General features: G+C 53.5%; 21 protein-coding genes. 6 read left to right on the forward strand and 15 right to left on the reverse strand.

Annotated elements, in window-relative coordinates; genetic code table 11:
- Positions 1 to 67: 67 nt before the first annotated feature.
- A complete protein-coding gene (locus E1H14_RS09105) occupies positions 68 to 955 on the reverse strand; it encodes an MBL fold metallo-hydrolase (RefSeq protein WP_149391153.1) in 888 nt (295 codons plus the stop codon).
- A gap of 649 nt (positions 956 to 1,604) precedes the next feature.
- On the opposite strand from E1H14_RS09105, the gene E1H14_RS09110 reads away from it, so the two are divergent.
- Both E1H14_RS09110 and E1H14_RS09115 read left to right on the forward strand, forming a co-directional pair.
- The gene (locus E1H14_RS09110) at positions 1,605 to 2,144 is read left to right on the forward strand and encodes a heme NO-binding domain-containing protein (protein ID WP_149391154.1); all 540 of its coding nucleotides are present in this window, start codon (positions 1,605 to 1,607) and stop codon (positions 2,142 to 2,144) included.
- 13 nt (positions 2,145 to 2,157) lie between these two features.
- Positions 2,158 to 3,504: a response regulator gene (locus E1H14_RS09115; RefSeq protein ID WP_149391155.1), complete on the forward strand. Its 1,347-nt coding sequence runs from the start codon at positions 2,158 to 2,160 to the stop codon at positions 3,502 to 3,504.
- A gap of 55 nt (positions 3,505 to 3,559) precedes the next feature.
- Here E1H14_RS09115 and E1H14_RS09120 read toward each other — a convergent pair whose 3' ends face one another.
- The 11 genes from E1H14_RS09120 to purU form a co-directional block, all read right to left on the reverse strand.
- On the reverse strand, positions 3,560 to 4,819 hold the full coding sequence (locus E1H14_RS09120) for an ammonium transporter (RefSeq protein ID WP_149391156.1): 1,260 nt from the start codon (positions 4,817 to 4,819) through the stop codon (positions 3,560 to 3,562).
- Between the two features lie 370 nt (positions 4,820 to 5,189).
- Positions 5,190 to 6,089: a bifunctional methylenetetrahydrofolate dehydrogenase/methenyltetrahydrofolate cyclohydrolase FolD gene (gene folD, locus E1H14_RS09125; RefSeq protein WP_149391157.1), complete on the reverse strand. Its 900-nt coding sequence runs from the start codon at positions 6,087 to 6,089 to the stop codon at positions 5,190 to 5,192.
- A 49-nt stretch (positions 6,090 to 6,138) separates the two neighbouring features.
- Complete coding sequence (locus E1H14_RS09130; RefSeq protein ID WP_149391158.1) at positions 6,139 to 7,467, reverse strand: FMN-binding glutamate synthase family protein; 1,329 nt, start codon at positions 7,465 to 7,467, stop codon at positions 6,139 to 6,141.
- Between the two features lie 25 nt (positions 7,468 to 7,492).
- Complete coding sequence (locus E1H14_RS09135) at positions 7,493 to 8,176, reverse strand: GltB/FmdC/FwdC-like GXGXG domain-containing protein (protein WP_149391159.1); 684 nt, start codon at positions 8,174 to 8,176, stop codon at positions 7,493 to 7,495.
- Positions 8,177 to 8,187: 11 nt separating this feature from the next.
- Positions 8,188 to 9,090 carry a class II glutamine amidotransferase gene (locus E1H14_RS09140; protein ID WP_149391160.1) on the reverse strand — a complete coding sequence of 301 codons (903 nt, stop codon included), beginning with the start codon at positions 9,088 to 9,090 and terminating at the stop codon, positions 8,188 to 8,190.
- Between the two features lie 53 nt (positions 9,091 to 9,143).
- A complete protein-coding gene (gene glnT, locus E1H14_RS09145; protein WP_149391161.1) occupies positions 9,144 to 10,478 on the reverse strand; it encodes a type III glutamate--ammonia ligase in 1,335 nt (444 codons plus the stop codon).
- Positions 10,475 to 11,035 (reverse strand): hypothetical protein, encoded by a 561-nt coding sequence (locus tag E1H14_RS09150; protein WP_200834077.1) that lies wholly within the window; start codon positions 11,033 to 11,035, stop codon positions 10,475 to 10,477. Before E1H14_RS09150 ends, glnT begins: the two co-directional genes overlap by 4 nt.
- Positions 11,035 to 13,950, reverse strand: a complete 2,916-nt coding sequence (locus tag E1H14_RS09155) for a 2Fe-2S iron-sulfur cluster-binding protein (protein WP_149391162.1) — start codon at positions 13,948 to 13,950, stop codon at positions 11,035 to 11,037. Before E1H14_RS09155 ends, E1H14_RS09150 begins: the two co-directional genes overlap by 1 nt.
- Positions 13,934 to 14,212, reverse strand: a complete 279-nt coding sequence (locus tag E1H14_RS09160) for a sarcosine oxidase subunit delta (RefSeq protein ID WP_149391163.1) — start codon at positions 14,210 to 14,212, stop codon at positions 13,934 to 13,936. Before E1H14_RS09160 ends, E1H14_RS09155 begins: the two co-directional genes overlap by 17 nt.
- 13 nt (positions 14,213 to 14,225) lie before the next feature.
- Positions 14,226 to 15,467 (reverse strand): FAD-dependent oxidoreductase, encoded by a 1,242-nt coding sequence (locus E1H14_RS09165; RefSeq protein ID WP_149391164.1) that lies wholly within the window; start codon positions 15,465 to 15,467, stop codon positions 14,226 to 14,228.
- A 20-nt stretch (positions 15,468 to 15,487) separates the two neighbouring features.
- Complete coding sequence (gene purU / locus E1H14_RS09170; RefSeq protein ID WP_149391165.1) at positions 15,488 to 16,360, reverse strand: formyltetrahydrofolate deformylase; 873 nt, start codon at positions 16,358 to 16,360, stop codon at positions 15,488 to 15,490.
- 190 nt (positions 16,361 to 16,550) lie between these two features.
- On the opposite strand from purU, the gene E1H14_RS09175 reads away from it, so the two are divergent.
- A complete protein-coding gene (locus tag E1H14_RS09175; RefSeq protein ID WP_456093777.1) occupies positions 16,551 to 17,204 on the forward strand; it encodes a helix-turn-helix domain-containing protein in 654 nt (217 codons plus the stop codon).
- A 73-nt stretch (positions 17,205 to 17,277) separates the two neighbouring features.
- On the opposite strand, the gene E1H14_RS13180 is transcribed toward E1H14_RS09175, so the two are convergent.
- From E1H14_RS13180 to E1H14_RS09185, 3 genes are all read right to left on the reverse strand, one after another.
- Positions 17,278 to 17,448: a hypothetical protein gene (locus E1H14_RS13180; RefSeq protein WP_200834078.1), complete on the reverse strand. Its 171-nt coding sequence runs from the start codon at positions 17,446 to 17,448 to the stop codon at positions 17,278 to 17,280.
- Positions 17,449 to 17,509: 61 nt separating this feature from the next.
- Positions 17,510 to 18,835: an ammonium transporter gene (locus tag E1H14_RS09180; protein WP_149391166.1), complete on the reverse strand. Its 1,326-nt coding sequence runs from the start codon at positions 18,833 to 18,835 to the stop codon at positions 17,510 to 17,512.
- Between the two features lie 342 nt (positions 18,836 to 19,177).
- Positions 19,178 to 21,517 carry a DUF1989 domain-containing protein gene (locus E1H14_RS09185; RefSeq protein ID WP_149391167.1) on the reverse strand — a complete coding sequence of 780 codons (2,340 nt, stop codon included), beginning with the start codon at positions 21,515 to 21,517 and terminating at the stop codon, positions 19,178 to 19,180.
- A gap of 317 nt (positions 21,518 to 21,834) precedes the next feature.
- Between E1H14_RS09185 and E1H14_RS09190 the strand changes: the two genes are divergently transcribed.
- From E1H14_RS09190 to E1H14_RS09200, 3 genes are read left to right on the forward strand one after another with little or no spacing between them, the layout of a single operon-like run.
- Positions 21,835 to 23,052 carry a sensor histidine kinase gene (locus E1H14_RS09190; protein WP_149391168.1) on the forward strand — a complete coding sequence of 406 codons (1,218 nt, stop codon included), beginning with the start codon at positions 21,835 to 21,837 and terminating at the stop codon, positions 23,050 to 23,052.
- A complete protein-coding gene (locus E1H14_RS09195) occupies positions 23,052 to 23,783 on the forward strand; it encodes a response regulator (protein WP_149391169.1) in 732 nt (243 codons plus the stop codon). The genes E1H14_RS09190 and E1H14_RS09195 overlap by 1 nt, the downstream gene beginning before the upstream one ends.
- On the forward strand, positions 23,759 to 24,532 hold the full coding sequence (locus tag E1H14_RS09200; RefSeq protein WP_149391170.1) for a PAS domain-containing protein: 774 nt from the start codon (positions 23,759 to 23,761) through the stop codon (positions 24,530 to 24,532). Before E1H14_RS09195 ends, E1H14_RS09200 begins: the two co-directional genes overlap by 25 nt.
- Positions 24,533 to 24,614: the final 82 nt, after the last annotated feature.

Consider the following 24,614-nt stretch of genomic DNA (forward strand, 5'->3'; position numbering starts at 1 on the left):
AGCCTAGAGTCTGGCCACCCTGGCCAGACCGGATTCTGATCTCTCGATAGACTGAGTCGACAAGGGCTTAAAACAGATTGATCGGTACTTTTAAGTACACCTGACCATTCTCTTCTGCCGGAGGCATCTCACCCGCGCGCATGTTGACCTGCACCGAAGGCAGAATCAGACGTGGCATGTCGAGAGTGGCATCACGTTCCGTGCGCATCCGCACAAACTCCTCTTCACTAATGCCTTGGTGCACATGGATATTCTGTGCACGCTGCTCTGCAACGGTCGTTTCATAATGGTACTCATCGCGCCCCGGCGCTTTATAGTCATGGCACAGAAACAAACGTGTCGTGTCTGGCAAAGACAACACCTTCTGAATGGAGCGATAGAGCACACGTGCATCCCCACCTGGGAAATCACAACGTGCCGTACCATAGTCCGGCATAAACAGGGTATCCCCGACAAAAGCAGCATCCCCGATCACATAGGTCAAGCAGGCCGGTGTATGGCCCGGGGTATGCAGCACATCGCCTTGCAACTGCCCAATCTGAAAACGATCACCTTCAACAAAAAGACGATCAAACTGGCTACCGTCACGAGCGAACTCCGTGCCGGCGTTAAAGGCTTTGCCAAAGATTTCCTGTACGGCCACGATCTGTGCACCTATGCCGGTTTGACCGCCGAGGTGCTGATGCAGATAAGGTGCGGCTGACAGATGGTCAGCATGCACATGGGTTTCCAGAATCCACTCCACTTCGAGCCCTTCTGCGCGTACAAACGCGATGATGGCATCGGCTGAACGCACATCCGTGCGCCCAGAGGCATAATCAAAATCCAGTACCGAGTCGATGATGGCACAGGCCTGAGAGTTCGGATCTCGCACAACATAACTGAAGGTATTGGTTGGCTCATCAAAAAAAGCCGTCACCTGTGGGCGGCTTGAAGATGCTTGGCTCGGGTTCATAGGACCTCCCTACAGATTAAGTTTGAGTTATAAGATTATTTCTAATAGATATATGATGCCAATTGCCATTTCTTATATCAAGCATAGTGTTCATAAATGCACCGCATCGATCGACCGCCTCATCCACCGCATCTTTTCGCTCACCCCTTTTCTTTAAGACGTCACTTCTCTTTAAGACATCACCTCTTCCAAGACCAATCACTAAACCTGCTAGATGTTGACATGGCTGCTGTTTTCCCTAAAAAAACACAGTTTATGCACATTCTCCACAAGGCTTACACACAGCTTCATCCGCTTGACACCTGAGGTATTACGCCTGCTGCCCGCATTAAGACTGAAATTTTACATTTTTGGTCCGATCAAAGATGTGGATAAGTGTTTATGCACAAATTCACTGCATAATCCTGTGAATAAAGCGGGGACAGCTCGGGGGAAAAGAGGCCTAAGCCCGACTCAGGCTTGGCTGTGGGAAGTTGTTTAAATTTTAACCAACTCTCTCTTCATCTCGCGCACTCATCGGTCGCTTGGTTAACGTCTCGATTCCACTTCACTTGGCCTACCTTCCTCATCGGTGCGTCTAATGAAAAACCTTGCAATTACACAGGGCTAAGGCGAGACTTTTTCAAAATAATAAATCGAGGGGGTTGCGATGAAAGGTATGGTCTTCACTGAGTTTTTAGAGATGGTCGAAACCACCTTCTCGGCCGATATGGTGGATGACATCCTTGAGGATGCCGATCCTGCATCAGGGGGGGCTTATACGGCGGTGGGCATTTACGATCATCAAGAGCTCGTGGATATGGTGTTGGCTTTGGCAAAGCGCACCGGCAACGCACCGACTGAATTGGTTCAGGCTTTTGGTCGCCATCTCTTTTCTGTTTTTTATCAACGTTACCCTACTTTTTTTGACGGTGTGGAAGATGCTTTTAGCTTTCTTGCCCAGGTGGAAGACTTCATTCATCCAGAAGTCCTGAAACTCTACCCCGATGCGCAACTGCCACGCTTTGATTGCCAGCGTGACGGCGATCAGTTGGAGATGATCTACCACTCATCGCGCCATTTTGCCGACCTGGCAGAAGGGTTAATTGCAGGCTGCGCTCAGCACTTTAAAGAACAGATCCTGATTCAACGTGAAGAACTCAGTGCCGATTCCACACGCTTCCTATTAACTCGCCCATCTACCCCCTGAGTTTTACAGTCTGATGCTGGATTTCAATACGGAACTAGAAAAGCTGGAAAATCGCTGGGCCAAGCGATTAGAGCGCGAGCGTCGTGCACGTAAAGAAGCCGAACAACTACTGGAAGCCAAAAGCCTAGAGCTGTTTCAAGCCAATCAGCGTTTACAACACCTGGCTCAAGAGTTGGAAGTCCGTATTGCCGAGCGTACCGAAGAGCTCTCTACGGCTTTGAGCCGTGCTCAACAAGCAACTCAAGCGAAAAGTGAATTTCTCGCCACCATGAGCCATGAAATCCGCACACCGCTTAACGGTGTGCTAGGTATGACCGAACTGCTCAAGTCCACCCCGCTCAATTCTGAGCAACACCATTATCTGGACACACTGACCAGCTGCGGCCAAACGTTACTGTCCTTAATCAGCGATATTCTGGATGTCTCCAAAATAGAAGCCGGCAAGCTGGAACTGGAACAGATCCCCTTCCGTCCTGGGCAGCTCATTCAAGAATTGCAGGCAATTTTTTCCACGCAGATCAAGCAGAAAAATCTCCGCTTTACATTAGATCTCAGCCCCAATTTACCTGAGTGGTTACTAGGTGATCCTACCCGCCTGCGGCAGATTTTTTTTAATCTGCTGTCGAATGCGATCAAGTTTACTCATCGTGGTGAAATTACGCTGGGTTGGCATCCCGATCATCATTCACCCCAGTTTTGGCAGGCCTATGTGCGAGATACGGGCATCGGCATCGCACCCGCTCAACGAGAGCGACTCTTCCAAGCCTTTAGTCAGGTCGACAGTTCTATTTCACGCCGTTATGGGGGGAGCGGCCTAGGTTTGGTCATTTGCCGCCACCTGGCTGAAGCCATGCAGGGGGAGCTGGGCTTACACAGCCAGGCCGGTGAAGGCAGTACCTTCTTTTTTTCTTTTCAAGCAGCCCAAGTACAACCGCATTCCGACAACCAAGATTCCGCACAAACCTCCACACCTAATCTCGATCAACTGCGTGTCCTCCTCGTCGAAGACAACCCTGTGAACCAAATGCTGACATTAAAGTTATTGGAGAAGATGGGGATTCAGGCCCGGCTCGCTGAAAACGGTTCAGAAGCTATCGATCAGATACAATCACATTTTTTTGATCTGATTCTGATGGATATGCAAATGCCGGTCATGGATGGCTTGGCCGCCACCTATGTGATTCGCCGTCTTGAGGATATTCATCAGCCAATTATTCTCGCCTTAACGGCGAATGCATTTGCCGAAGACCGTGAAAAATGCCAGCAAGCGGGTATGAACGGTTTTCTCACCAAACCGATCAATTTAAAAAGCTTACAACAGGAAATTCTTCAGCATTTTCCAGCGGCAACCCAGGGATAGGCCGCTACAGAAAAAGGCCCCGTAGGGCCTTTGATGGAGGGCAAGGGTTACAAACTTATTTCTTTACATGCTCAGGGCCAAACTCTGGATAGGCGTGCATACCACACTCATGCAGATCCATACCGTCGGCTTCTTCTTCATCGCTCACTCTCAGTCCCATGACTGCCTTAATCACCAAGAGTACAACAAAGCTCATGCCGAACATCCAAGCAAAGGTGACCAGGGTGCCAATCAGCTGTGCCATAAAGGTGGCATCTGGGTGGGTTAAAAGCACCGCAAAAATCCCCCAGATCCCAGCACTACCATGCACTGAAATCGCCCCTACCGGATCATCCAAACGTAGCTTATCCAGCGCCAACACTGAGCAGACCACAACCAGTCCGCCGACAGCACCGATCAGGGTCGCCAGTCCAGCAGAAGGCAACAAAGGCTCAGCCGTGATCGCTACCAGACCTGCAAGGGCGCCGTTGATGGTCATGGTCAGATCCGTTTTACCAAACAGAATGCGAGCAAAGATAGCCGCCGTCACCATCCCGGCTGCAGCCGCCGCATTCGTATTCACAAAGATTCTAGCGACCGCATTGGCTTCTTCCAGATTCGCGATTTTGAGTTCCGAACCGCCATTAAAACCAAACCATCCCATCCAGAGGATAAACATCCCCAGCGTCGCCATAGGTAAGTTGGCTCCGGGAATCGCGCGCACTTCTCCATTCGGGCCATATTTGCCCTTACGCGCACCCACGAGTATCACCGCAGCCAAGGCCGCCGCGGCACCCGCCATGTGTACAACCACGGATCCGGCAAAATCTTGGAAGCCCATTTCATCGAGGAAACCACCCCCCCATTTCCAGTAACCTTCCACAGGGTAGATAAAGGCCACCATAAAGACGGCAAAGACTAGGAAGGGCCAGAGACGCATTCTTTCAGCCACGGCACCGGAGACGATCGACATGGTTGCGGCAGCAAACACGGCTTGGAATATAAAGTCCGCCATGTTGGAGTAATAAGGTGCATCTTCACCGGCCATGATGTCCTCAAGGCTGTTGTCTTCACCTAAAAGGAATCCCCAACCCGGAATCACCGAGCTGATCGGATTTTCTGGATACATCACGTTGTAACCCACCGCGAGATAGACCATACAGGCCACACCGTAGAGCAGCGCATTTTTGTTCAGAATTTCGACTGTATTCTTGGCCCGCACCAGACCGGATTCGAGCATGGCAAAACCTGCTGCCATCCACATCACCAGTGCCGTACACATCAAGAAATAAAAGGTATCGAGGGCATAACCCAACTCCAGTACCATGCTTTCCATCGTTCACTTACTCCTGGTTAAGAGAGCTTTCAGCACCCAAAAGAGGGGTTAGCACCTCTTTTATTTTTACTGAAAGGATATTTAATTTCCTTTAGGGAATAAGCAAAGAGCAAGCCAGATTATACTTGTTATTGTTTTTTATAGGATTTTTATAAGAATCTTGATTTTTGGTGCCAAAAGAGAGCAGAAGAGGTGCATGCGCGAGAGCAGCAAGCACCTGATTGGCGCAAACGCTCATTTGATGGGCTCGAAAATAAAGATATTGGTGATTGAAAAAAGTTTGTGACCAATAGGAACGATGATTTGAAAATACAGGAAGGAAGTTGAGTGACTCAGCAGTCTATTGAGCCACTCGAAGAGGAGGGTTCACCTAGACTGCTTCCAGCGCAGCGCAGGCCTCTAGCGTATTCTGCAGCAAACAGGCAATCGTCATGGGGCCGACTCCACCGGGAACGGGGGTGATCGCGGCGGCGGTTTGACGTGCACCGGCAAACTCCACATCCCCGACCAAAGCTCCAGAAGGCAAACGGTTGATGCCAACATCGATCACCACGGCGCCGGATTTTAACCACGTCCCTTGAATGAATTCAGGAATGCCAACGGCGGCAATTACAATATCCGCCTGTGCCAATTCGGCAGGCAAATTTTGTGTTTTCGAATGGCAGATGGTGACGGTCGCTCCCGCCATCAACAACTCTAGCGCCACGGGGCGGCCAACGATATTGGATGCACCCACCACCACCGCTTTTTTGCCCGTCGGATCGATACCATACGCCTGCAAGAGCCGCATACAACCATAAGGCGTACAGGGTCTTAAGGTCGGGGATTTCGCTGCTAAACGCCCCAGGTTATAGGGATGAAAACCATCCACATCTTTTCTGGGATCGATCTTTTCCACCACAGCATTCACCGAAATCTGCTCAGGCAGCGGCAACTGCACCAGAATGCCATGTATCTCTGGGTCTTGGTTCAGTTGTTCGATCAAGGCCAATAAGGAGGCTTGATCGGTATTTTTCGGCAGGCTGAAGTTACGCGATAAAAAGCCCACTTCTTCACAAGCACGTACCTTACTGCCGACATAGACTCTGGAAGCGGGATCTTCTCCGACTAACACCACTGCTAATCCTGGGACACTAGCCCCGCGCTCTACCCGCTCGGCCACCTGCTGCGCGATGCTGGCACGTAAACGTGCAGCCACCGCCTTACCATCAATGATTTGGCTGTCCAAAAGTGTCTCCTCTCCTACTCGATTCGCGAGACGGCGGCTCATGGAATCTCCTCCCGAGCCACCGCAACCTGGACTTATAAGTCTGGACTTCTTAAAAACCCTGACCTGGAATCCATTGCGTGCCAGCCAAAGGTACGCGCGCCATAGCCGCCGACTCCACGGTGAGTGCCACCAGATCTTCCGGCTCCAGGTTACGCAAGTCATTTTTGCCGCAGGCACGTGCTAAGGTCTGAGCTTCCAATGTCAGTACTCGCAGATAGTTGGCCAGCTTGCGTCCCCCTTCAACAGGATCCAGACGCTGGGACAACTCTGGATCTTGGGTCGAGATACCCGCAGGGTCTTTACCCTCCTGATAATCATCATAGAAGCCTGCTGCTGAGCCGATTTTGCGGAACTCTTCGTCATATTTCGGATGATTACAGCCCAGTGCAATCAGCGCCGCGGTGCCGATTGCCACCGCATCCGCACCCAAGGCCATGCACTTAGCCACATCCGCGCCGTTACGTATGCCGCCCGAGACGATCAGCTGCACCTTACGATGCATGCCCATCTCCTGCAGTGCCTGCACCGCCTGTGGAATCGCGGCGAGAGTCGGAATCCCCACATGCTCGATGAAAACATCCTGCGTGGCGGCCGTTCCGCCCTGCATACCATCCACCACGATCACATCCGCGCCAGCCTTCACCGCTAGTTTGACGTCATAATAGGTGCGGGTAGCGCCCACTTTAATGTAGATAGGCACCTGCCAATCGGTGATTTCACGCAGCTCCAGAATCTTGATCGCCAGATCATCTGGGCCAGTCCAGTCCGGGTGACGGCAAGCTGAACGCTGATCGATCCCCTTAGGTAGATTACGCATCTGCGCGACACGATCGGTGATCTTCTGGCCCAGTAACATACCGCCACCGCCAGGCTTGGCGCCCTGCCCCAGTACCACTTCGATGGCATCCGCTTTGCGCAGATCATCGGGATTCATGCCGTAACGTGAAGGTAGGTATTGATACACCAGCGTTTTCGACTGGCCGCGCTCCTCTGGCGTCATGCCCCCATCCCCCGTAGTGGTTGAGGTGCCGGCAATCGATGCACCACGCCCTAAGGCTTCTTTCGCATTCGCCGACAGGGCACCAAAACTCATCCCCGCGATGGTGACGGGGATATCCAGCACCACCGGTTTTTTGGCAAAGCGTGTACCCAGGGTGACCGAAGTGTTGCACTTCTCGCGATAACCTTCCAGGGGATAGCGTGACATGCTCGCCCCGAGAAACAGCAGATCATCAAAATGCGGCAGCTTACGTTTTGCACCAAAACCACGAATATCATAGATACCGGTTTCCGCAGCCCGACGTATCTCCGCCATGGTGTTGCGATCAAAGGTGGCCGATTCACGCAGCCCAGAAGTCCAGTTAGTCTCATTGCTCATGATCTTTTCCTCTTGCTAGCGCGGCTTAATAAGCAGACACATTGTCGACTTTGAAGTTATACAGCTGGCGAGCCGAACCGTAGCGTTTAAACTGCGCCGGATCTTCATCGATCCCAGCACGATTGAGTAACTCAGCCAGTTCTTCCAAATGCTCAGGACGCATCTCCTTGGCGATACAATCTGCACCCAAGGATTTCACCTCCCCTTTGACATAGATGCGTACTTCATACAGTGAATCGCCCAGCGCTTCTCCGGCATCACCACACACCACCAAACGTCCGGACTGCCCCATAAAGCAGCTCATGTGACCGACACTGCCTTTCACCACTATGTCCACCCCTTTCATCGAAATACCGCAACGGGCACCGGCATTCCCTTCGATGACCAGCAGCCCGCCTTGTGCGGTCGCACCGGCGGCTTGTGAAGCATCCCCCTTGATGCGCACAGTGCCGGACATCATGTTCTCCGCCACCCCCTGACCGGCATTACCATGCACCGTGATATGGGCCTTTTTGTTCATCCCGGCGCAGAAATAACCGGCATGTCCACGCACCTCGACCGACAAATTCTGATCGATACCCACCGCCAGGTTATGCTGACCCTTAGGGTTTAAGACCTCCCACTCACGCTCCAGACATTCACTCGCCTGATCATGCAGGGCTTGGTTCAGTTCACGTACCTCAGCAACAGCTAAATCTATGCTTTTCATCAGATAACTCCTTAGGCATCCCTTTCCCAGATGTAGAAAGTAGCGGGTTCAGGTTCCCAAACTTTGGCATTTTCAATCCCAGGCAGGGTGGTTAACGCCTGATACTCAGACGCCATGGCCACATAATCTTCTGTTTCCGCCAGGACGGCGGGTTTGCACGCAATCGGATCCCGCATCACCGCAAAACCATTACGGGTGCCGATGGTGAAGGTGAAGAAACCATCAAGATCCTGTAGAGCGTGTTCCAGTGCGGTTTGCAGACTGTCGCCCTGGCGTAAACGCCAGGTCAGATAACCGGCCGCTACTTCTGAATCGTTCTCGGTTTCAAAACGTATGCCTTCACGCTTAAGGTTTTCACGCAGGCGGTTATGGTTCGACAGCGAACCGTTGTGGACTAAACAAAGATCCATACCGGTTGAGAAGGGATGACTGCCCTCCATGGTGACCGCCGACTCGGTGGCCATACGCGTGTGGCCAATGATGTGGCTGCCCTTCATCTTGCGCAGTTGAAAAGTTTCCGCAATCTGCTCGGGCAGGCCCACTTCTTTCAGAATTTCGATCGACTGGCCGACACTCAGAATCAGCACACTTGGAGCCTGCTCCGACAAATACGCACGCAGGCTTGCTTCATCACTGGACACTTTAAAGACACTGACATTGGCATTTTGGAACCAGTCCAGCTCCACACCCAGATCCGCTTGCATGCGTGCCGCTAAGCCCGCCCAATCAAAGCTGGCCTGTGGATGCCGCAGCGTCAGTTTGGTCCAACCCTCACCCACTTCATCCCCGTAGATGGCAAATCCGGCACTGTCTGGCCCACGATCGGTCATCGCGATCAGCATGGGTTCAAAGAGTTCACCGAGACGGCTCTCTAACGCCGGGTTCTTTAAATACAATCCAACAATTCCACACATAATTTTGATCCTCTTCTCACCCGCGCAACACGCGGGTGATCAACGCTCCAGGCTTAGAAAAATTCCGCGTAATGCTTGAGTTCCCAATCGGAAACATGGCGGCTGTATTCAATCCATTCCGTGCGCTTTACCTTCAAAAACTCTGAGACTATCTCTGTCCCTAATTTCTGAGTGATGAGGGTGTCGGCTTCCAAAGCATCCAATGCCTCATTGAGGTTTTGTGGCAGAATACGCACACCCTTCTCTTTGATTTCAGCCAAGGAAAGGTTGTAAAGGTTGAGATTCACCGGATCACCCGGGTCCAGCTCACGCTCAATGCCATCCATCCCAGCGGCAATCAACGCAGCGTGCACCAAATAGGGGTTACAACCGGAATCCGGCAAACGGAACTCCAAACGTCCGTAAGGGATACGCACCATCGCAGAACGGTTGTTATCGCCGTAACAGATATAAGCAGGTGCCCAGGTGGCACCTGAGGAGTTACCCCCCACGACTAAACGCTTGTAGGAGTTGACCGTCGGTGCCGAGAATGCACAAAGTGCCTGCGCATGTTCCAAAATCCCGGCGATGAAGTGATAGGCCATTTTTGACAGCCCCATACCGTTCACATCACTGGGGTCATGGAACAGGTTAGTGCCCTGCTCATCGGTGATGGAAAGATGGAAGTGCATACCATTCCCGGTCCGATCTGAAGCGGGTTTGGGCATAAAGGAGCAAACCATGCCCAGCTTGTTGGCGATCTCACCGGCGGCCATGCGCACAAAAGTGAAACGATCCGCCGAGGTCAGGGCATCACTGTAGGTGTAGTTGATCTCGAACTGGCCATTGGCATCTTCATGATCGATCTGATAGACATCAAAATCGACCTGTTGCAGAGCATCCACCAACTGCTCGAGAAACTCGCGTGAGCGCGACAGGCCTTTATAGTCATAACAAGGTTTGGCCAGCACATCGCTTTCATCTACCGGCGTCAGGGTGCCATCGTCAGCACGATTGAACAGAGAGAACTCTGGCTCCAATCCTGAATTCAACGTCCAGCCCTGCTGTTCAAGTTGCGCCAGCTGTCTTTTCAGGACGACTCGGGAGCAGTAAGGATGGGGTTTGCCACTGACATAACCATCACACGCGATACGCGCATAACCCGGCTGCCAAGGCACAGGGCTAAAGGTGCTGAGATCACCTCGTGCCATAAAGTCTGGACCATGTGGCTCCATCCCTAAGCCCCAGACGGCAAAACCGGCAAAACCTGCGCCCTTCTCCACCACGTCCATCAGACAGTTGGCAGGGACAGATTTGGTTTTGGCGACACCGTGAATATCCACAAACTGCGCCAACACATATTTGATCTGTTTCTCTTTCATCACGCGATCGATTTCGGCAGGTATCATGCTGCACCTCCTGTTAAAACATCTGATGGGTTCACGCACGCTGCAGACTGGGTTTTGCCTGCAGGCGATAAACCTGCATTCAAATCAGCCACTACCTGCTGCAGCGTCGAATGCAGGTAATGTTGATAACTTTGATCAAAGCCGATCAGGAGTGCGGCGCTGTCGGCTTCGTAGTAGAGCCAGCAACCGACACCTCCGACCTGAGCCATCAGCCATTGTCCGGGCTGGAGTTGGCGAAAGTCGTAAGCACACACCTGTGCCATCACCTCGATCCAATCCGGCCCCGACAGGCGCAACAGCGTTTCCGTGCGGGGGAAACACCAGTGTCCATGCAAACTTGGGCAGTGCGGCGGCTGAATCACCATGTATTCATCGCGCCCGCTGCGCGCCACCAGCACACCGTCTTGGCACACAGCACTCATTAAGTCTTGTGCGGGTGTTAAGCCAGCGGCGATCAGATCGGCTTGGCTGCGCGGCCCGGTCAGGAGATACACCTGCCAACCTTGCAGGAGGCTCAGCTGTAGAAAATCTCCGGGTTCATGTACTGGGGTCGACATCAGACCACCTCCGTCAAATCAGCGGTTTGCCGAAGACCTTCGGCGTCATAGAAGGGTAAAGAGCAGACTTCGATCTCAACGAGCGCGCCCCCATCCACCCGCACCTGTAGAAACTTGCTGCTGTTTGCCCAGGGTAGATCCACCATCGCCAGACCGATCACGCGGCCCAGTGCCGGGCTAGGCGCAATACTGGTGATGCGACCGATGATCTCGCCCTGTTCGATCAGAAGATGGCACTCTTTGGGGATAGGGCCCTGGTAGTGTGGCGGCAAGCAGAAGCCAATCAGTTGGCGCTGGCATAAGCCCTGTAAACGCGCCAAAGACGCCTTGCCGGTAAACCAGGCTTTGCTCTTTAAGGGCACTGCCCAGGCCATATTGGCTTCATAAGGATGGGTCAAACCATCGGTATCCTGGCCGACGATGATGTGGCCTTTTTCCAAGCGCAGCACCCTTTGTGCCTCGACACCAAAAGGACGGATACCGGCAGGCGCACCGGCCTGCATCAAGGCATTCCATACCTCCAGTGCGGCCTGAGCAGAAAGGTGAATCTCATAACCCAGTTCCCCGACAAATCCGACGCGAATCAGACGGACCGGATGCCCGAGCAACTGCCCTTCACGAATACCTAAGTAGGGAAAGGCCGCTTCACTCAGATCGATATCCGTGATACCACTCAAAAGCTGGCGTGCGGCACGGCCGGCTAGATTCATGGCGGCCAGAGAGCCGGTGCGATTGACCAGGCGTACCTCTAAGCCCAGCTCAACCAGCAGGCGTGACAGGGTCTTAAACGTCGCATCGGCATGGCTGGTCGTAGCGGTGACGTAGAATTGATCTTCAGCCAAACGCCCGACAATACCGTCATCCACAATGACACCACTCTGATCCACCATCAGCGCATAACGTGTCATGCCGATTTTCAGCGTCGACATCTTCATGGTGTAGACCAGATCGAGCAGTCGTGCGGCATCCGGCCCCAACACCTCGATTTTTCCGAGCGTCGAGACATCGATCAGACCCAACTGCTTACGCACCGCTTCGACTTCTTGGAAAATCGCTTCTTCACGCGATAAGCCAGGGCGCGCGTAATACTCAGGACGCAACCAAACACCGGCTTCCATCATTTTGGCCTGGTGTTCCAGATGCCAAGCATGCATCGCCGTGCAGCGCTCAGGGCGGAAACGTCGACCCGCCAAGGCAGAGATGGGCACCGGATGAAACATAGGACGTGCTGTGGTCGATCCGGTGGCATCAATCGATTGCCCACGAATCTGAGCCAGGATACGAATGCCATTCATATTGGCGTGTTTACCCTGACTTGGTCCCATGCCGTTGGTTGAGAAGCGTTTGATCAACTCAATGTTGTCAAAGCCCTCTTTTGCCGCGTTATACAGATCCTTAAGCTGGAGATCCTCGTCAAAATCGACAAAGTTCTTACCCTTAGGGTGTGCCACGATTGGCCAGGGATGACTGTGTGCTTGGCTATCCCGATAGGTTGCCAAGGCGTCTGTTTCCAGGCGCTCACCGCGCAGCTCTGCCACCGCCGCTTGCGCTGCGCGTTTGGCATCGGCTAAGCGCTGGGCCAGGGTGAACGCACCGTTGACACGACCACAGACTTGAATCCCAGAGGGAAGGCTTACCGGTAGCAACTGCTCTAGTGTCGTGTCATAGGCTAACTGAGCTTTGGCCTGGTAAAGCAACTGTGCTGTGGGTGCCCAACCGACACTGGTCAGCAGCAGATCACAGTCTAGGGTTTGGGTCAGGCCGCTATCACAGTTGCGACCATCAAACGGCGCCACTACCACGGCCTGCAGAGATTTTTTGCCACAGGCTTCATACACCGCAGAATGATCCAAGATCTTCACGCCACGGTGACGCAGATCTTCTGCCACTTCACCCCGTGTCTGACTGGACGCCAGATCAACAATCGCCGCAATCTCTACCCCGGCGCGTAACAGATCCAAGGCCGCGCTATAGGCTTCCGCATTCCCGGCAAGAATCACCGCTTTTTTGCCCGGTTTGATCGCATAACGTGTGATCAAACGCTGTGCAGCGGAAGCCAACATCACACCCGGCAGATCGTTATTACGGAAGACCGCAGGCTGTTCCATCACGCCAGTCGCAAAAATGACCCCCTGCGCGCGCAGTTTGGTGATGCCCTGAGGCCCAACCAAAGGCAGGTAGTGATCGGTGTACCAACCACACACCATATGCTCACTGAACACCCGGATACGCGGATGTTGATACACCTGCTGCTTGAGCTGATCGCGCAGAGACGCCGCCTGTGCATCCTGGGCATATTGATAGTCGAGGCTGCCGCCAAGGTGAGGATTTTCATCCGCCAAGACCACATCAGCACCCGCCTCAGCCGCCGTTAAAGCCGCTTGCAAGCCACTGGCACCCGCACCGATCACTAACAGATCACAGAAGGCATATTGTTTCGCCTGACGCTCAACACTCCAGGCGGTACTGATGCGCCCTAAGCCGGCTTTCTGACGAATTATCTTTTCCCAGAAGGGAAAAAACTTCTTGGGCTTATGGAAAGTTTTGTAATAAAAACCCACCGGCAAGAAGCGCGAGAAGGCGCCCAACCAAGCATCTTTATCTTGCTCCAGACTGCCATTGGCATGACAGGCACGCAGATTCATACCGGCCTGAAGTGGCACCACATCGCCCCGAATATTGGTTGCTTCAGCGCTTTCGAAGAGTGCATTCACATCATGATTGGCCAGGGATAGGACCGAACGTGGCCGATGGTATTTGAAACTACGCCCTAACAGGGTTTGCCCTGAGGCCAGGAGTGCAGAGGTGATGCAGTCGCCTGCAAAACCCTGCACGGCACGCCCTTCAAACTGGAAATTAAGGGTTTCGGAACGGTTAATCCATTCCAAGGGTTGAGGATCAAGCCGGCAGCTCATAACGCACCTCTTGAATATCGATAAAACGCAGAACTTCATCCTTAAGCGTGTCACGCTCCATCACATACCAACGTCCTGTTGGGCGGTGATACCACCATTCACGCAACACTCCGGGTGCACCGGCACGGTTGAAGACAAAATCACTCCACACGTCTGGCGCAACACTGCCATCGGCCTGGACTGGAGGGCGGCGCACCTCACCGAAGTAATCAAACTCACTGATCGGGCGGCGGCCAATGACGGGGCAATCAAATAGTTTCATAGGTGAGACTCCCTTAATGCCCAACCGAAGCTGCGCCCTTCTCGCCGACTAGATCAAAGTCGGCAAAACGGCTGTAGCGGAAAGGTTGAATCAATTCATGCATCTGATCATTGGCGACTGTCCAGGCCATGGTTTTGCCGCTGATGGGTGTGGCCTTAAAGCCCCAGGTGCCCCAACCGGCATCCAGATAAAAACCTTCGACGGGGGTTTTACCCATGATCGGTGCGAAATCTGGGGTGATATCACTCATCCCCGCCCATTGACGCATCACTTTCATGCGGCTCATGAAGGGGAAAAGATCCAGCATCTTGTCGGCCAGACCTTCGACAAAATCGAAACTGGAACGGGTAGAATGCAGGACCGATGGATCCACTGAAGCGCCCATCACCAGCTCACCGCGTGAGGACTGACTGACGTAAACGTGCAAACTGCCGGAAACCACGATGGTGTCCATAAAAGGCTTCACCGGCTCAGACACACAGGCTTGCAACGGGAAGATCTCAATTGGGGTGCGCAAGCCGAGCATTTCGGTGATGCGCGGGGTGGAACCGGCGACCATTGAGATAACTTTCTGGCATTGAATCGGGCCACGATCGGTGTCTACCCCCACCACACGACCTCCTTGCGTGCGTATCGCGGTGACACGCGTTTTCTGATGGATCTCCACACCACGCTGATAAGCACCGCGTGCATAACCCCAAGCCACCGCATCATGGCGCGCGACGGCACCGGGCGCGTGGTAAAGCGCCCCCATCACCGGACTGTGGCCAGCACAATCCAGATCCATATAGGGCACTTCTTGGGCGATGATCTGACGATCCACCACTTCACTGTCGATGCCATAGTGTTTATTCACTTCGGCACGCCAGCGCATGGTGCGTAGAGCACTGTCGGTGTGCGCTAGGGTGAAATGGCCACGCGTTGAGTAAAAGATATTAAGATCAAAGTCATCCGCCAGATCTTCAAACAACTTAACGCTGGCATCGTAGAATTTGACGCCTTCAGGGGTGAGATAATTGGAGCGTACGATGGTGGTGTTACGACCGGTATTGCCCCCCCCTATATATCCCTGTTCCAACACCGCGACATTGGTGATGCCATGCTCCTTGGCCAGGTAATAAGCACAGGCCATTCCATGCCCGCCGCCGCCAATAATGACCACATCGTAATGGGACTTCAGCGGCTTACTTTCTGGGAAAAAGCGCGGCTCGTGATGACCGCTTTGTAAACCGTATTTCAATAAACGCCAGGGCATGCTGCTCTCCCCTTGCCGGATCAGGCAAAAACCACAGTTTTATTGCCATGCACCAACACCCGGTCTTCCAGATGACAGCGCAGACCGCGAGCCAACACCGCTTTTTCCACATCCTTACCGATGCGTACCATGTCGGTGGTGGTGTTGTGATGCGTGACACGATGAACGTCCTGCTCAATGATCGGGCCGGCATCCAGCTCGGAGGTGACATAGTGGCAGGTGGCTCCAATCTGCTTCACCCCCCGGACAGCCGCCTGGTGATAAGGACGAGCGCCTATAAACGAAGGTAGGAAGCTGTGATGGATATTGATGATGCGTGATGGGTAGAGATCACAGAGCTCTTCCGGCAAAATCTGCATATAGCGAGCCAGCACGATGGCATCCGCTTGAGCGGCAGCGATCTGTTCACGCACCGCACGGAAATGCGGCTCCTTGTCGGCTTGATCCACCGGCAGGTAGATAAACGGAATACCATGCCATTCCACATAACTGCGCAGATCTTCATGGTTAGAGAGAACACAAGGAATCTCGAAGTCCATATCTCCGCTGCGCCAGCGATAGAGTAGATCCGACAAACAATGAGCTTCTTTCGACACCATCAGCACCACGCGCTTTTTCACCGAGGCATCGGTGATCTGCCAGGTCATGTTGAATGCTTCCGCGATGGGTTCGAATTTATTTTTCAGCACATCCAGATCAAACGGCAGGGAATCTGCAAGGATTTCGTAACGCATAAAGAACGTGCAGGTTTCCGGATCCGCGAATTGATGCGCTTCGCTGATCCAGCCACGATGTGTGGCCAGGAATTGGGTCACGGCCGCTACGATTCCGTAGGTGTCCGGACAAGAGACCGTAAGTCGGTATTTACGCGCATTCTGAGTTTCAATTGCCATAACCTTGAGCCCTATTTTCTCTTCAGGAAAATTAATTTCACTAAGGTAAAGCAATCTCTTTGCCAACTTCATCGTTGGCGTGAATTTTTAGTAAGTGCTCAGGCTAATTCTTTGATTTTAACGAGATTAAGAAATAAAGTTTCCTTACAGGAAACTACGCTGAGCCACCGCCAGAGCAAGGGAGAAGGCTATGCCGCCTAAAAATGCACCATCCAGACACATCAGCGCACTGAAAAAAGGCGAGATCAGCATGGATCGGGATATCGATACCAAGCTGAAACTGGAGCAATACATTGCGATGCGCGTCAAAACCCGGCGTACCGAACAAGCGCTGAAGATCACCGATGTCGCGCGTATCGCCGGTCTGAGCCAGGGTATGGTGAGCAAAATTGAGAACGCTCAGGTCTCTACCAGCCTGGATACACTGGGGCGCTTGTGTGATGCGATTGGCCTGCCGATTTCACAGCTCTTTAGTGACTATGACCGACCCACCGGCAGCGCACAGCTCACCAAAGCGGGACAAGGGATGGAAGTGGTGCGGCGCGGCACCGAGAAGGGCCACACCTATCAGTTACTCAGTTATCACCGTGGCAAAAAAACCACCTTGGAGCCTTTCTTGATCACCATGGATGATGCATCGGAAGTGTTTCCTACCTTTTCGCACCCAGGTGAAGAGTTCATCTATCTCTTAAAGGGTCGCATTCTCTATCGCCACGGCAATCACCTGTATGAGATGGAACCGGGTGATTCCCTCTCGTTTGATGCGGAGATCCCCCACGGGCCGGAGCAGCTCTTGGAGGTGCCGATCCAGCTTCTCTCGGTGATCCATTACGACGATCATTAAACCCGCTGTGGGGCTCTGATCAGACACAAAAAAGGGTGGCACCTGGCCACCCTGTTTGCAAGATTCCCGAATCTTAGTCGGATAGATGTTTATCAAACACCGCCTTTTCGTGACGGATAATGGATACGTTGAGGTACACAAACACCCCGACTGCGGCGGCTAAACACACCGCCATCGCCAGAGGATTATCGGCAAAGGTAAAGTAGGTGGTGGCACCTTCCCAGCTCGTAATTGGACTGCTCATCTTCGACTCCCGTGTGTGAAAAAATAGATCAGATCAAGCGGGAGGCTAGGCCTCCCCTGTGTTACACCAATTTTTCTTGGCCCGGTTCCAGGGTGTTTTCCACCACCTTGTAAGCCGGAACCGTTTCTGGATAGGGCTTGGCCGGTATTTCCACCAGATCCAGACCCAGAACCTCCACCTGAGGTGGTACGCGCAGAGCATTAAACTTCTTCAACAGATACGAAATGCCATAACCCGGGATAAAGCCGACCAGAGCCATGACAATCGCACCCAGCAACTGTCCAGTGAAGGTGATGTTTGGCAGATCAGCCACGTTCGGATAACCGGACGCGATGACACCCACCAGAACCACACCATAGAAACCACAGAAGCCATGCACCGCAACAGCCCCTACGGCGTCATCAACCCCCAGTTTCTCCAGCTGACGTCCCACCAGCGGCATCAAGGCGCCACCACTGGCCGCCAGAGCAAAGGTTAAGCCTGGGTAATAGAGATCAAGACCGGCAGCAACGGTAATGATGCCGGCTAATCCGCCCGACATGGTCCAGAAGGGTTCACGCGATGTTAGATAAGCGCCGATCACACCGCCGGCAAAGCCCATCAGTGTATTGAATCCGAACGCGGATAGGTTTGTCGGATTACCATAGATGGTGGTCCAGCCGGTTTCCCCTCCATTGAAAATGATACAGCCGCCGAGAAAGCCAAAGAAACCGACGATAATCATCATCAAACCGATCAAAGACATGGGCAGGTTATGAGGCGGAATGTACATAGCCACCCCATCTTTGTATTTACCCACACGCGCGCCAAGATTCATCAGCACCCCTAAGGCAAAGAACCCGGCCACCGCATGCACCACACCGGAAGCCCCCACATCGTGATAACCGAGTTTGGTCAAGAGCCAACCTTCTGGATGCCAACCCCAAGCACCGGCCAGAATCCAAACACCCGAGCCCAGAATCACGGCCAGAATTAAAAAGGCACTTAAACGAATACGCTCAATCACGGCACCGGATAGAATCGAACCGGTGGTCGCCCCAAAGAGCGCAAAGGCCGCAAAGAAGATACCGGTGCCCATGTCTTCAACATCCGGCCCCATGCTGAGACTCCAAGGCAAGGCCTCAGAGGCATCGATCGGAATCAAACCATTCGGGAAGGCGTTGTAGATCCACCAACCAAAAAAGTAAAAGGTGGGAATAATCACCGATAGGGTCAGGATGTTTTTCATCCCAGAAGTGAGAGCGTTCTTAACGCGTGATGCGCCAATTTCATAGGCTAAAAAGCCAGTGTGAATCATGAACATGATGGCTGTACACCACCAATAAAACACTTCGACATTCATCGCCTGATGCATCTCGAAGGTGCTTTGCAGCGTTTCTATAGTCATCCGCTTATCCTCGTGTATCCAGCGTTATATCAGGGTCAGAACCGACTGTTCAGGCAAGTGTGAGCCGGTTTTTTAGGGGCGATCTTATTATTAATGAAAGGAAATTATCTTTCCCTAAGAGAATGCAACCTATATGCCAGACCTTCCGCAGAATCGGCTTCAAAACCGCGTATTGCTTGGCTTTTGTGGCTATCTCTCTGTTTTTTCTTATGTTTAAAAATTGATCAAATTTCAAGCGGGGCATGGCTTCTATTAGCGCAACCCGAAGAGGCTTGCTGCAGCGCACAATAACGATCATTTGGCACCTGCACATGCACTCAAAGTGTTCGTTTTTTAACCGCATCAGCTGCGCACTCTGAGGCGTTCAGGATCATGGAAGGGCAGATTCACCAGCTCACCAGGCAAACGCTTTTGCAGACCGTCCAACTGCCCGACCTCAAGACGCTGCCCCGCCTGTGCATACTCCGGTTGCACTCGAACCAGCGCCAGGGTTTTACCCAACAAGGGTGAGCGCGTCGCACTGGTAACTTGACCGACGGGAAAGCGTCCGGCGTAGAGTCCATCCCCGCTGTGCACAAGATCCTCACTCTCCAGAATCAAGCCCATCAACTGTGGACGCGCACTGGCGGGAATACGCTCTAAAGCGGCACGCCCGATAAAGTCCTCCTCCTTGGTTTTCAAGGGAACCGTGAAGCCGATCCCTGCGGCATAGGGGTCTGTCTCTGGACAAAACTCATAACCGGCAAAAATCAGCCCCGCTTCGATGCGCAACATATCCAAGGCTTCCAGCCCAACGGGCGCCATGCCGAGAGGTTCACCGGCCTGCCAGATCGCATCCCAAACGGCTAAGGCATGATCAGGATGGCACCAAACCTCAAAACCCAGCTCGCCGGTGTAACCCGTGCGTGAAATCATCAAAGGAATGCCCGCCGGGCCCTGTAAGCGCCCGAGCGTGAAGTGGAACCAGGCCAGATTGGCGATCGAGGTCTGACACTCTGGTGTCCAGATTAATGTCTCCAAAAGTGCCCGGCTCTTTGGCCCCTGCACGGCCAAATTGTGTAACTGGTCGGTGGATTCGGAGATACGCACGCGCAAGCCCTCACGCAGGGCTAATTCGCGCAACCAGATGCCGCTGTAAGCATCCCCACAGATCCAACGGAAGGTTTGCTCCCCAAGGCGAAACAAGGTGCCATCATCAATCATGCCGCCGGTGGGCTGGCACATGGCGGAATAGACCACCGCTCCGACAGCCAAACGCCGTACATTACGCGTTAGGGCTTTTTGCAGCAGGGCTTCCGCATCCGGGCCGGTCACTTCAAACTTGCGTAACGGAGAAAGGTCCATCACCGCCACACGCTCACGGCAGGCGAGGTATTCGGCACGTGCCCCCCAACCGGCATATTCGGTGGCCAGCCAGTAACCTCGATATTCACTAAAATGCTGGGTTAAGGCGGAAGTCCGTGGATGAAAGGCCGTAGGTTGTGTCATACGTGCAGGCTCCTGGGGTAAATTGCGATAGGCAAGCGCGCGCGGAAATTCGGCCTGCGCAGGAAAAATACGGAGATGTATTTCAGTCGGGGTCCAGCCATTGGCCGGATCGATATCATCAGGGCAAGCGGACGAGACACAGAGCAGATCTCGACTGGCGCGTAACAACACATAATCCCCCGGACGCGACCAGGGTTCATCCATGCCGATCTGTCCACAGGGCTCAGCGTAGGTGTTAAAAAAGAAATTAATCGCCGGCCAGCCTGCGCGGGGCGCGATGCCATACTCCGCCAAGGCATGGTTAAAATTGGTGGTGCAGCTGATATGCCCAAAATAACCGGCATCATCGTAGTACTTCGGCGTACAGGCGAGCATAAAGCTATCATGGCGACCGACGGTGTCCTGCACCAATTCCAGCAGCGTTTGCATCTTCTGATCCGCAAAACGTGAATAGAGCCCAGGCTGCGGCAGGGCATGGCCAGCGAGTGTCCGTGTCGCCGCCGCATCCAGTGTCAGCTCTTCTCCGGCTTGTAAAGCTTGCCAATCAAAAGCAATAAAGTCGGAGCACTGTTTACCCTGCACATCACTGATCTGAATCCACTCACCGGCCTTGACCTGATAGGCTCGTGCACTGGAGTGAGGGATACGTATCTCAAGGCGCGGCTCAGGCATTTGCGGCTTAGGTGAGTAAGGTAGCGGTAAAGGTAATTCCTGCGCCGATTCATGCGTTACCAACAGCTCACCCGCAGCAAAGGACTCATCCACCGCCATATCCAAACCGGCCGCAATCAGAAGCAAAGTCACCGCTTCCCCCTGCACGGGGCACTGCCAACGCCAGGGTAAGGCGGCGGCAGGAAGCTGAGTCGTCAGCCCCTCACCCTGCCATCCCCAAAGCGCCAGCCTATCGGCTAGGCGTTGCGCACTGCCCGAGCCGCTGTGTAGCTGTTGTGCATAGACTTCGGCCAGAGGCCAAGCCTTAACCGCCTTTTGCCAAGCATCGCTTGGCTGCGAACAGAGAATCTCACAGATCTGCTCTGCGCCTGGGGATTCGATAGACAGCCAATCTCCAGGACGTAAGCACACCTGTATCGCCTGCTGCGCGCGAACCGGATACTGGCGCTGGTAGGTCAGCGCCGCTTGAGGGTCGGGCGTAAGCATTTCCCGAGCCGCTAAGCCCTGTGCGATCGCCTGCATCTTCTATCTCCTCTGGAAATGGGTTGGAGAGGGAAAGCGTCCTCTGCGTGCCGAGCACAAGCCTCATCTAAGGGCAAAAGAGCACTGCTCGTACAGAAGACGTACCAGACTGGTGCAACCTCAAACCAACACCTCTTGCCGACTTCAGCCGCCGACAAGAATTACTATTGAGAAAAAATCTTTACTTACAGGAGATAAGTAAACAATGCGCCCAAGGGGTTATCTCTTTCGAGGTAGGCGCTGAAGGCTGGCACGCTTACTGCTTTACTACCGCTATCTTTTACGCGTTTGCGTGGCCAGAAAAACAGGAGATTCTCGTGACTCAACCCAGTTTAGAGCAGGCCAACTCTCGATTTTTTTCCGATCTACTGCTGTGGATGCGCAAACTGCATCCACTGGCCGGCACGAGCCTCGACACCCCAACTCGGGTTGCAAGCCAGAAAGCTCGGCCTCACAGCTCTCCACTCTTCAGCTTAGAAATTGCCCGCTGTGAACACTGGCAAGTTGAACTCGCCGCTTGTTTAGCGCCCTGGTGGCACCATCTTTCGCTGCCGGATACCAGCCAAGCCTGGCTAGGCTTACCCTCTTCCCCCTGTGCCCAGGTTGGATCCAGCCTGCTGCCCTTGCTCACAGCGGCCCCTGAAGCCAAGCTGCCGCTTCCTGCGAGCTGGTTAGAGGGTTTGCAAAGCGTCCCTGCCGAGCAGCAGCGCGTGGAAGCTTGCTTTGAGACCAGTACGAACACAGGCAAGGCCCTATGGGTACAAGCGCAGGCGCTCGATCTGCCACAAGGGCGACACTGGTGGCTGTTAATCACCCCCCAACCGCTCAGTCAGAGTACTCAGCTCGCTCTGCACAACTTTCTGGATAATCTCGAAACCGGGTTGCATCTATGCCAGCTGCAAGAGTTGCGCCTGCAAGCCGCTCGTGATGAAGAGCGGCGCTGTCATGCGGCGGAACTACATGACTCTTTGGCCCAGATGCTGGCCTATCTGCGTTTACGCACCAGCCGTCTGCAAAATCAGCGCCCAACCTGCCCGGTTGCAGAGCAGGCGCTGGTTGACGATATTGCGCAACATACACGCCACGCTTACCGCCTCACTCGTGAGTTGATCAGCCAAACACGCATCGGCTTGGAATGTCCGTCTTTACATGCGGCGCTGATGGAGTTGGTGGCCGAATTCGAAAATCAAAGCGCTCTGGTGTTTGAACTGGATGACCGCGCTTTAACCCAACATCCCGATGCCCGAATCACACGCCATCTGCTAATGATTGCCCGTGAAGCACTCTACAACACGCTGCGCCATGCCCAGGCCAGCCATGTCCGCATTCAGCTCTTACCCTTAGCGCCACAAGGCTTGCATCTGAGCATTGAAGACAACGGCCAAGGCCTGCACGCCCGTGAACCGCGTGCCGACAGTTTTGGTTTACAAATCATGCGTGAGCGAGCGGAAAAAATTGGCGCTCAATTGCATCTAGGAGCTGGACAGTCCGGCGGGACACGCCTGGATCTTTATCTGAATAGGCTGGATCTGTGATGACCAAGAACACACTCTTCCCAGACGTAGCACGCGTGATTCTGGTGGATGACCACCCCTTGTTTCGCCGCGGTGTCGCGGAGCTGTTAAATGACAGCGGTTGTTTTCAGGTGCTTGCGGATTTTGATTCGGCTGCCGCTCTGCTGGAGGTCTTACCCGATCTGGAAGCGGACCTGGCGCTGCTGGATCTACAAATGCCCGGTGAAGATGGTCTATCTCTACTCAAGCGCTTGAAGCAGATGCGGCCTGACTGGCGCGTGGTGATGCTCAGTGCCTCGGATGATCATCACCATCTGGTGCAAGCGATGGAATCCGGTGCCGATGGTTATCTGTTAAAAGAAACCGATGCACAGGAGATCTTGCGCCGTTTAGAGGCGGTTTTAGCGGGCAAAATCGCTCTGGATGATGAAGCCTTGCTGCGCCTGACCCAAGGGCTACGCCAACGCCAAACCTCGCCTTCTAGCGCTTTAGAAGCACACCCTCTGCACAATGAGATGACGCAGCGTGAAAACCAAACCCTGCAGTTGATCGCACGTGGGAAAAGTAACAAGTTAATTGCGCGTGAACTGGGCATCAGCGATGGCACCGTCAAGGTCTATGTCAAAAGCCTGCTGCGCAAACTCAATCTACACTCTCGCCTGGAGTTAGCGGCTTGGGTACATGCCCATCCTGAATTTCAATCGACAGGATTATCGGAGGAAGCCACATGCGCCGACTCTGGGCAGGTTTAAGCACTGCGGCGACGACGCCGCACGAGGATCTTCCTCTGCAATTGCTCGACAGCCTCGATGAAAGTGTGTTGCTGCTGGATGCTCAAGGGCAGATACGTTTTTGTAATCAGCGCTGGTGTGAGTGGATTCAGCAACCGCCGCAAGCCCAGCAACGCTTGAGTGACTTTTTGCACCCCGCCGACCTCGCGCGTTGGCGTGAGATGCTGGCCGAACATGCCGCAGGCAAACGCCAGACTCCAGTCTGGCTGCGCATGGTATCGGGCCCCCAACTCTACTGGTGTGAACTGAGGATGCAGGCGCTCTACCCTGAATCGCTCTGGCCAATCAGTGTCAGCCTCTGTGATATCACCTCTCAGGTGCAAGCCGATCAACAACGTGCCGCCCAGCATCGTGGCCTGCATCAGCTGGTGAATAATCTTCCGATGATGCTGTACCGAGCACGCAACAATCTGAGTTGGAGCATGGAATATGTCAGCGAGGGTTGCCTAGATCTGACCGGCTACTCCGCCGATGCTTTGGTGAATCAGCCTCATCTCAGCTATGGAGAGCTGATTCACGCCGAAGATCGTGATGGCGTCTGGCAAGCGGTACAAGATGCTCTGCAGCAGCAACAATCTTTTCAACTGCGTTATCGCATTCATCATGCCAGCGGTACTTTACGCTGGGTCAGTGAGAAGGGCTGTGGTCTCTTCTCTTCAACCGGCACGATTCTCGGTGTAGAAGGCGCGATTCTCAGCTTCAGCGAATAAATCTCCCGCGTTTTCTACCTCTTTTTACCTACCCTCAACGAGGAATTATCCCCAGAGTTTAAAGGCCTTAATTTAAGTCTCA

It is taken from the genome of Nitrincola tapanii (assembly GCF_008368715.1).
Taxonomy (GTDB): Bacteria; Pseudomonadota; Gammaproteobacteria; order Pseudomonadales; family Balneatricaceae; genus Nitrincola; species Nitrincola tapanii.

Excerpts from the sequence above, each read along its gene's own strand:
- E1H14_RS09105 (WP_149391153.1), bottom strand. The coding sequence starts at position 955 with ATGAACCCGAGCCAAGCATCTTCAAGCCGCCCACAGGTGACGGCTTTT.
- E1H14_RS09110 (WP_149391154.1), top strand. The coding sequence starts at position 1,605 with ATGAAAGGTATGGTCTTCACTGAGTTTTTAGAGATGGTCGAAACCACC.
- E1H14_RS09115 (WP_149391155.1), top strand. The coding sequence starts at position 2,158 with ATGCTGGATTTCAATACGGAACTAGAAAAGCTGGAAAATCGCTGGGCC.
- E1H14_RS09120 (WP_149391156.1), bottom strand. The coding sequence starts at position 4,819 with ATGGAAAGCATGGTACTGGAGTTGGGTTATGCCCTCGATACCTTTTAT.
- folD (WP_149391157.1), bottom strand. The coding sequence starts at position 6,089 with ATGAGCCGCCGTCTCGCGAATCGAGTAGGAGAGGAGACACTTTTGGAC.
- E1H14_RS09130 (WP_149391158.1), bottom strand. The coding sequence starts at position 7,467 with ATGAGCAATGAGACTAACTGGACTTCTGGGCTGCGTGAATCGGCCACC.
- E1H14_RS09135 (WP_149391159.1), bottom strand. The coding sequence starts at position 8,176 with ATGAAAAGCATAGATTTAGCTGTTGCTGAGGTACGTGAACTGAACCAA.
- E1H14_RS09140 (WP_149391160.1), bottom strand. The coding sequence starts at position 9,090 with ATGTGTGGAATTGTTGGATTGTATTTAAAGAACCCGGCGTTAGAGAGC.
- glnT (WP_149391161.1), bottom strand. The coding sequence starts at position 10,478 with ATGATACCTGCCGAAATCGATCGCGTGATGAAAGAGAAACAGATCAAA.
- E1H14_RS09150 (WP_200834077.1), bottom strand. The coding sequence starts at position 11,035 with ATGTCGACCCCAGTACATGAACCCGGAGATTTTCTACAGCTGAGCCTC.
- E1H14_RS09155 (WP_149391162.1), bottom strand. The coding sequence starts at position 13,950 with ATGAGCTGCCGGCTTGATCCTCAACCCTTGGAATGGATTAACCGTTCC.
- E1H14_RS09160 (WP_149391163.1), bottom strand. The coding sequence starts at position 14,212 with ATGAAACTATTTGATTGCCCCGTCATTGGCCGCCGCCCGATCAGTGAG.
- E1H14_RS09165 (WP_149391164.1), bottom strand. The coding sequence starts at position 15,467 with ATGCCCTGGCGTTTATTGAAATACGGTTTACAAAGCGGTCATCACGAG.
- purU (WP_149391165.1), bottom strand. The coding sequence starts at position 16,360 with ATGGCAATTGAAACTCAGAATGCGCGTAAATACCGACTTACGGTCTCT.
- E1H14_RS09175 (WP_456093777.1), top strand. The coding sequence starts at position 16,551 with ATGCCGCCTAAAAATGCACCATCCAGACACATCAGCGCACTGAAAAAA.
- E1H14_RS13180 (WP_200834078.1), bottom strand. The coding sequence starts at position 17,448 with ATGAGCAGTCCAATTACGAGCTGGGAAGGTGCCACCACCTACTTTACC.
- E1H14_RS09180 (WP_149391166.1), bottom strand. The coding sequence starts at position 18,835 with ATGACTATAGAAACGCTGCAAAGCACCTTCGAGATGCATCAGGCGATG.
- E1H14_RS09185 (WP_149391167.1), bottom strand. The coding sequence starts at position 21,517 with ATGCAGGCGATCGCACAGGGCTTAGCGGCTCGGGAAATGCTTACGCCC.
- E1H14_RS09195 (WP_149391169.1), top strand. The coding sequence starts at position 23,052 with ATGACCAAGAACACACTCTTCCCAGACGTAGCACGCGTGATTCTGGTG.
- E1H14_RS09200 (WP_149391170.1), top strand. The coding sequence starts at position 23,759 with ATGCGCCGACTCTGGGCAGGTTTAAGCACTGCGGCGACGACGCCGCAC.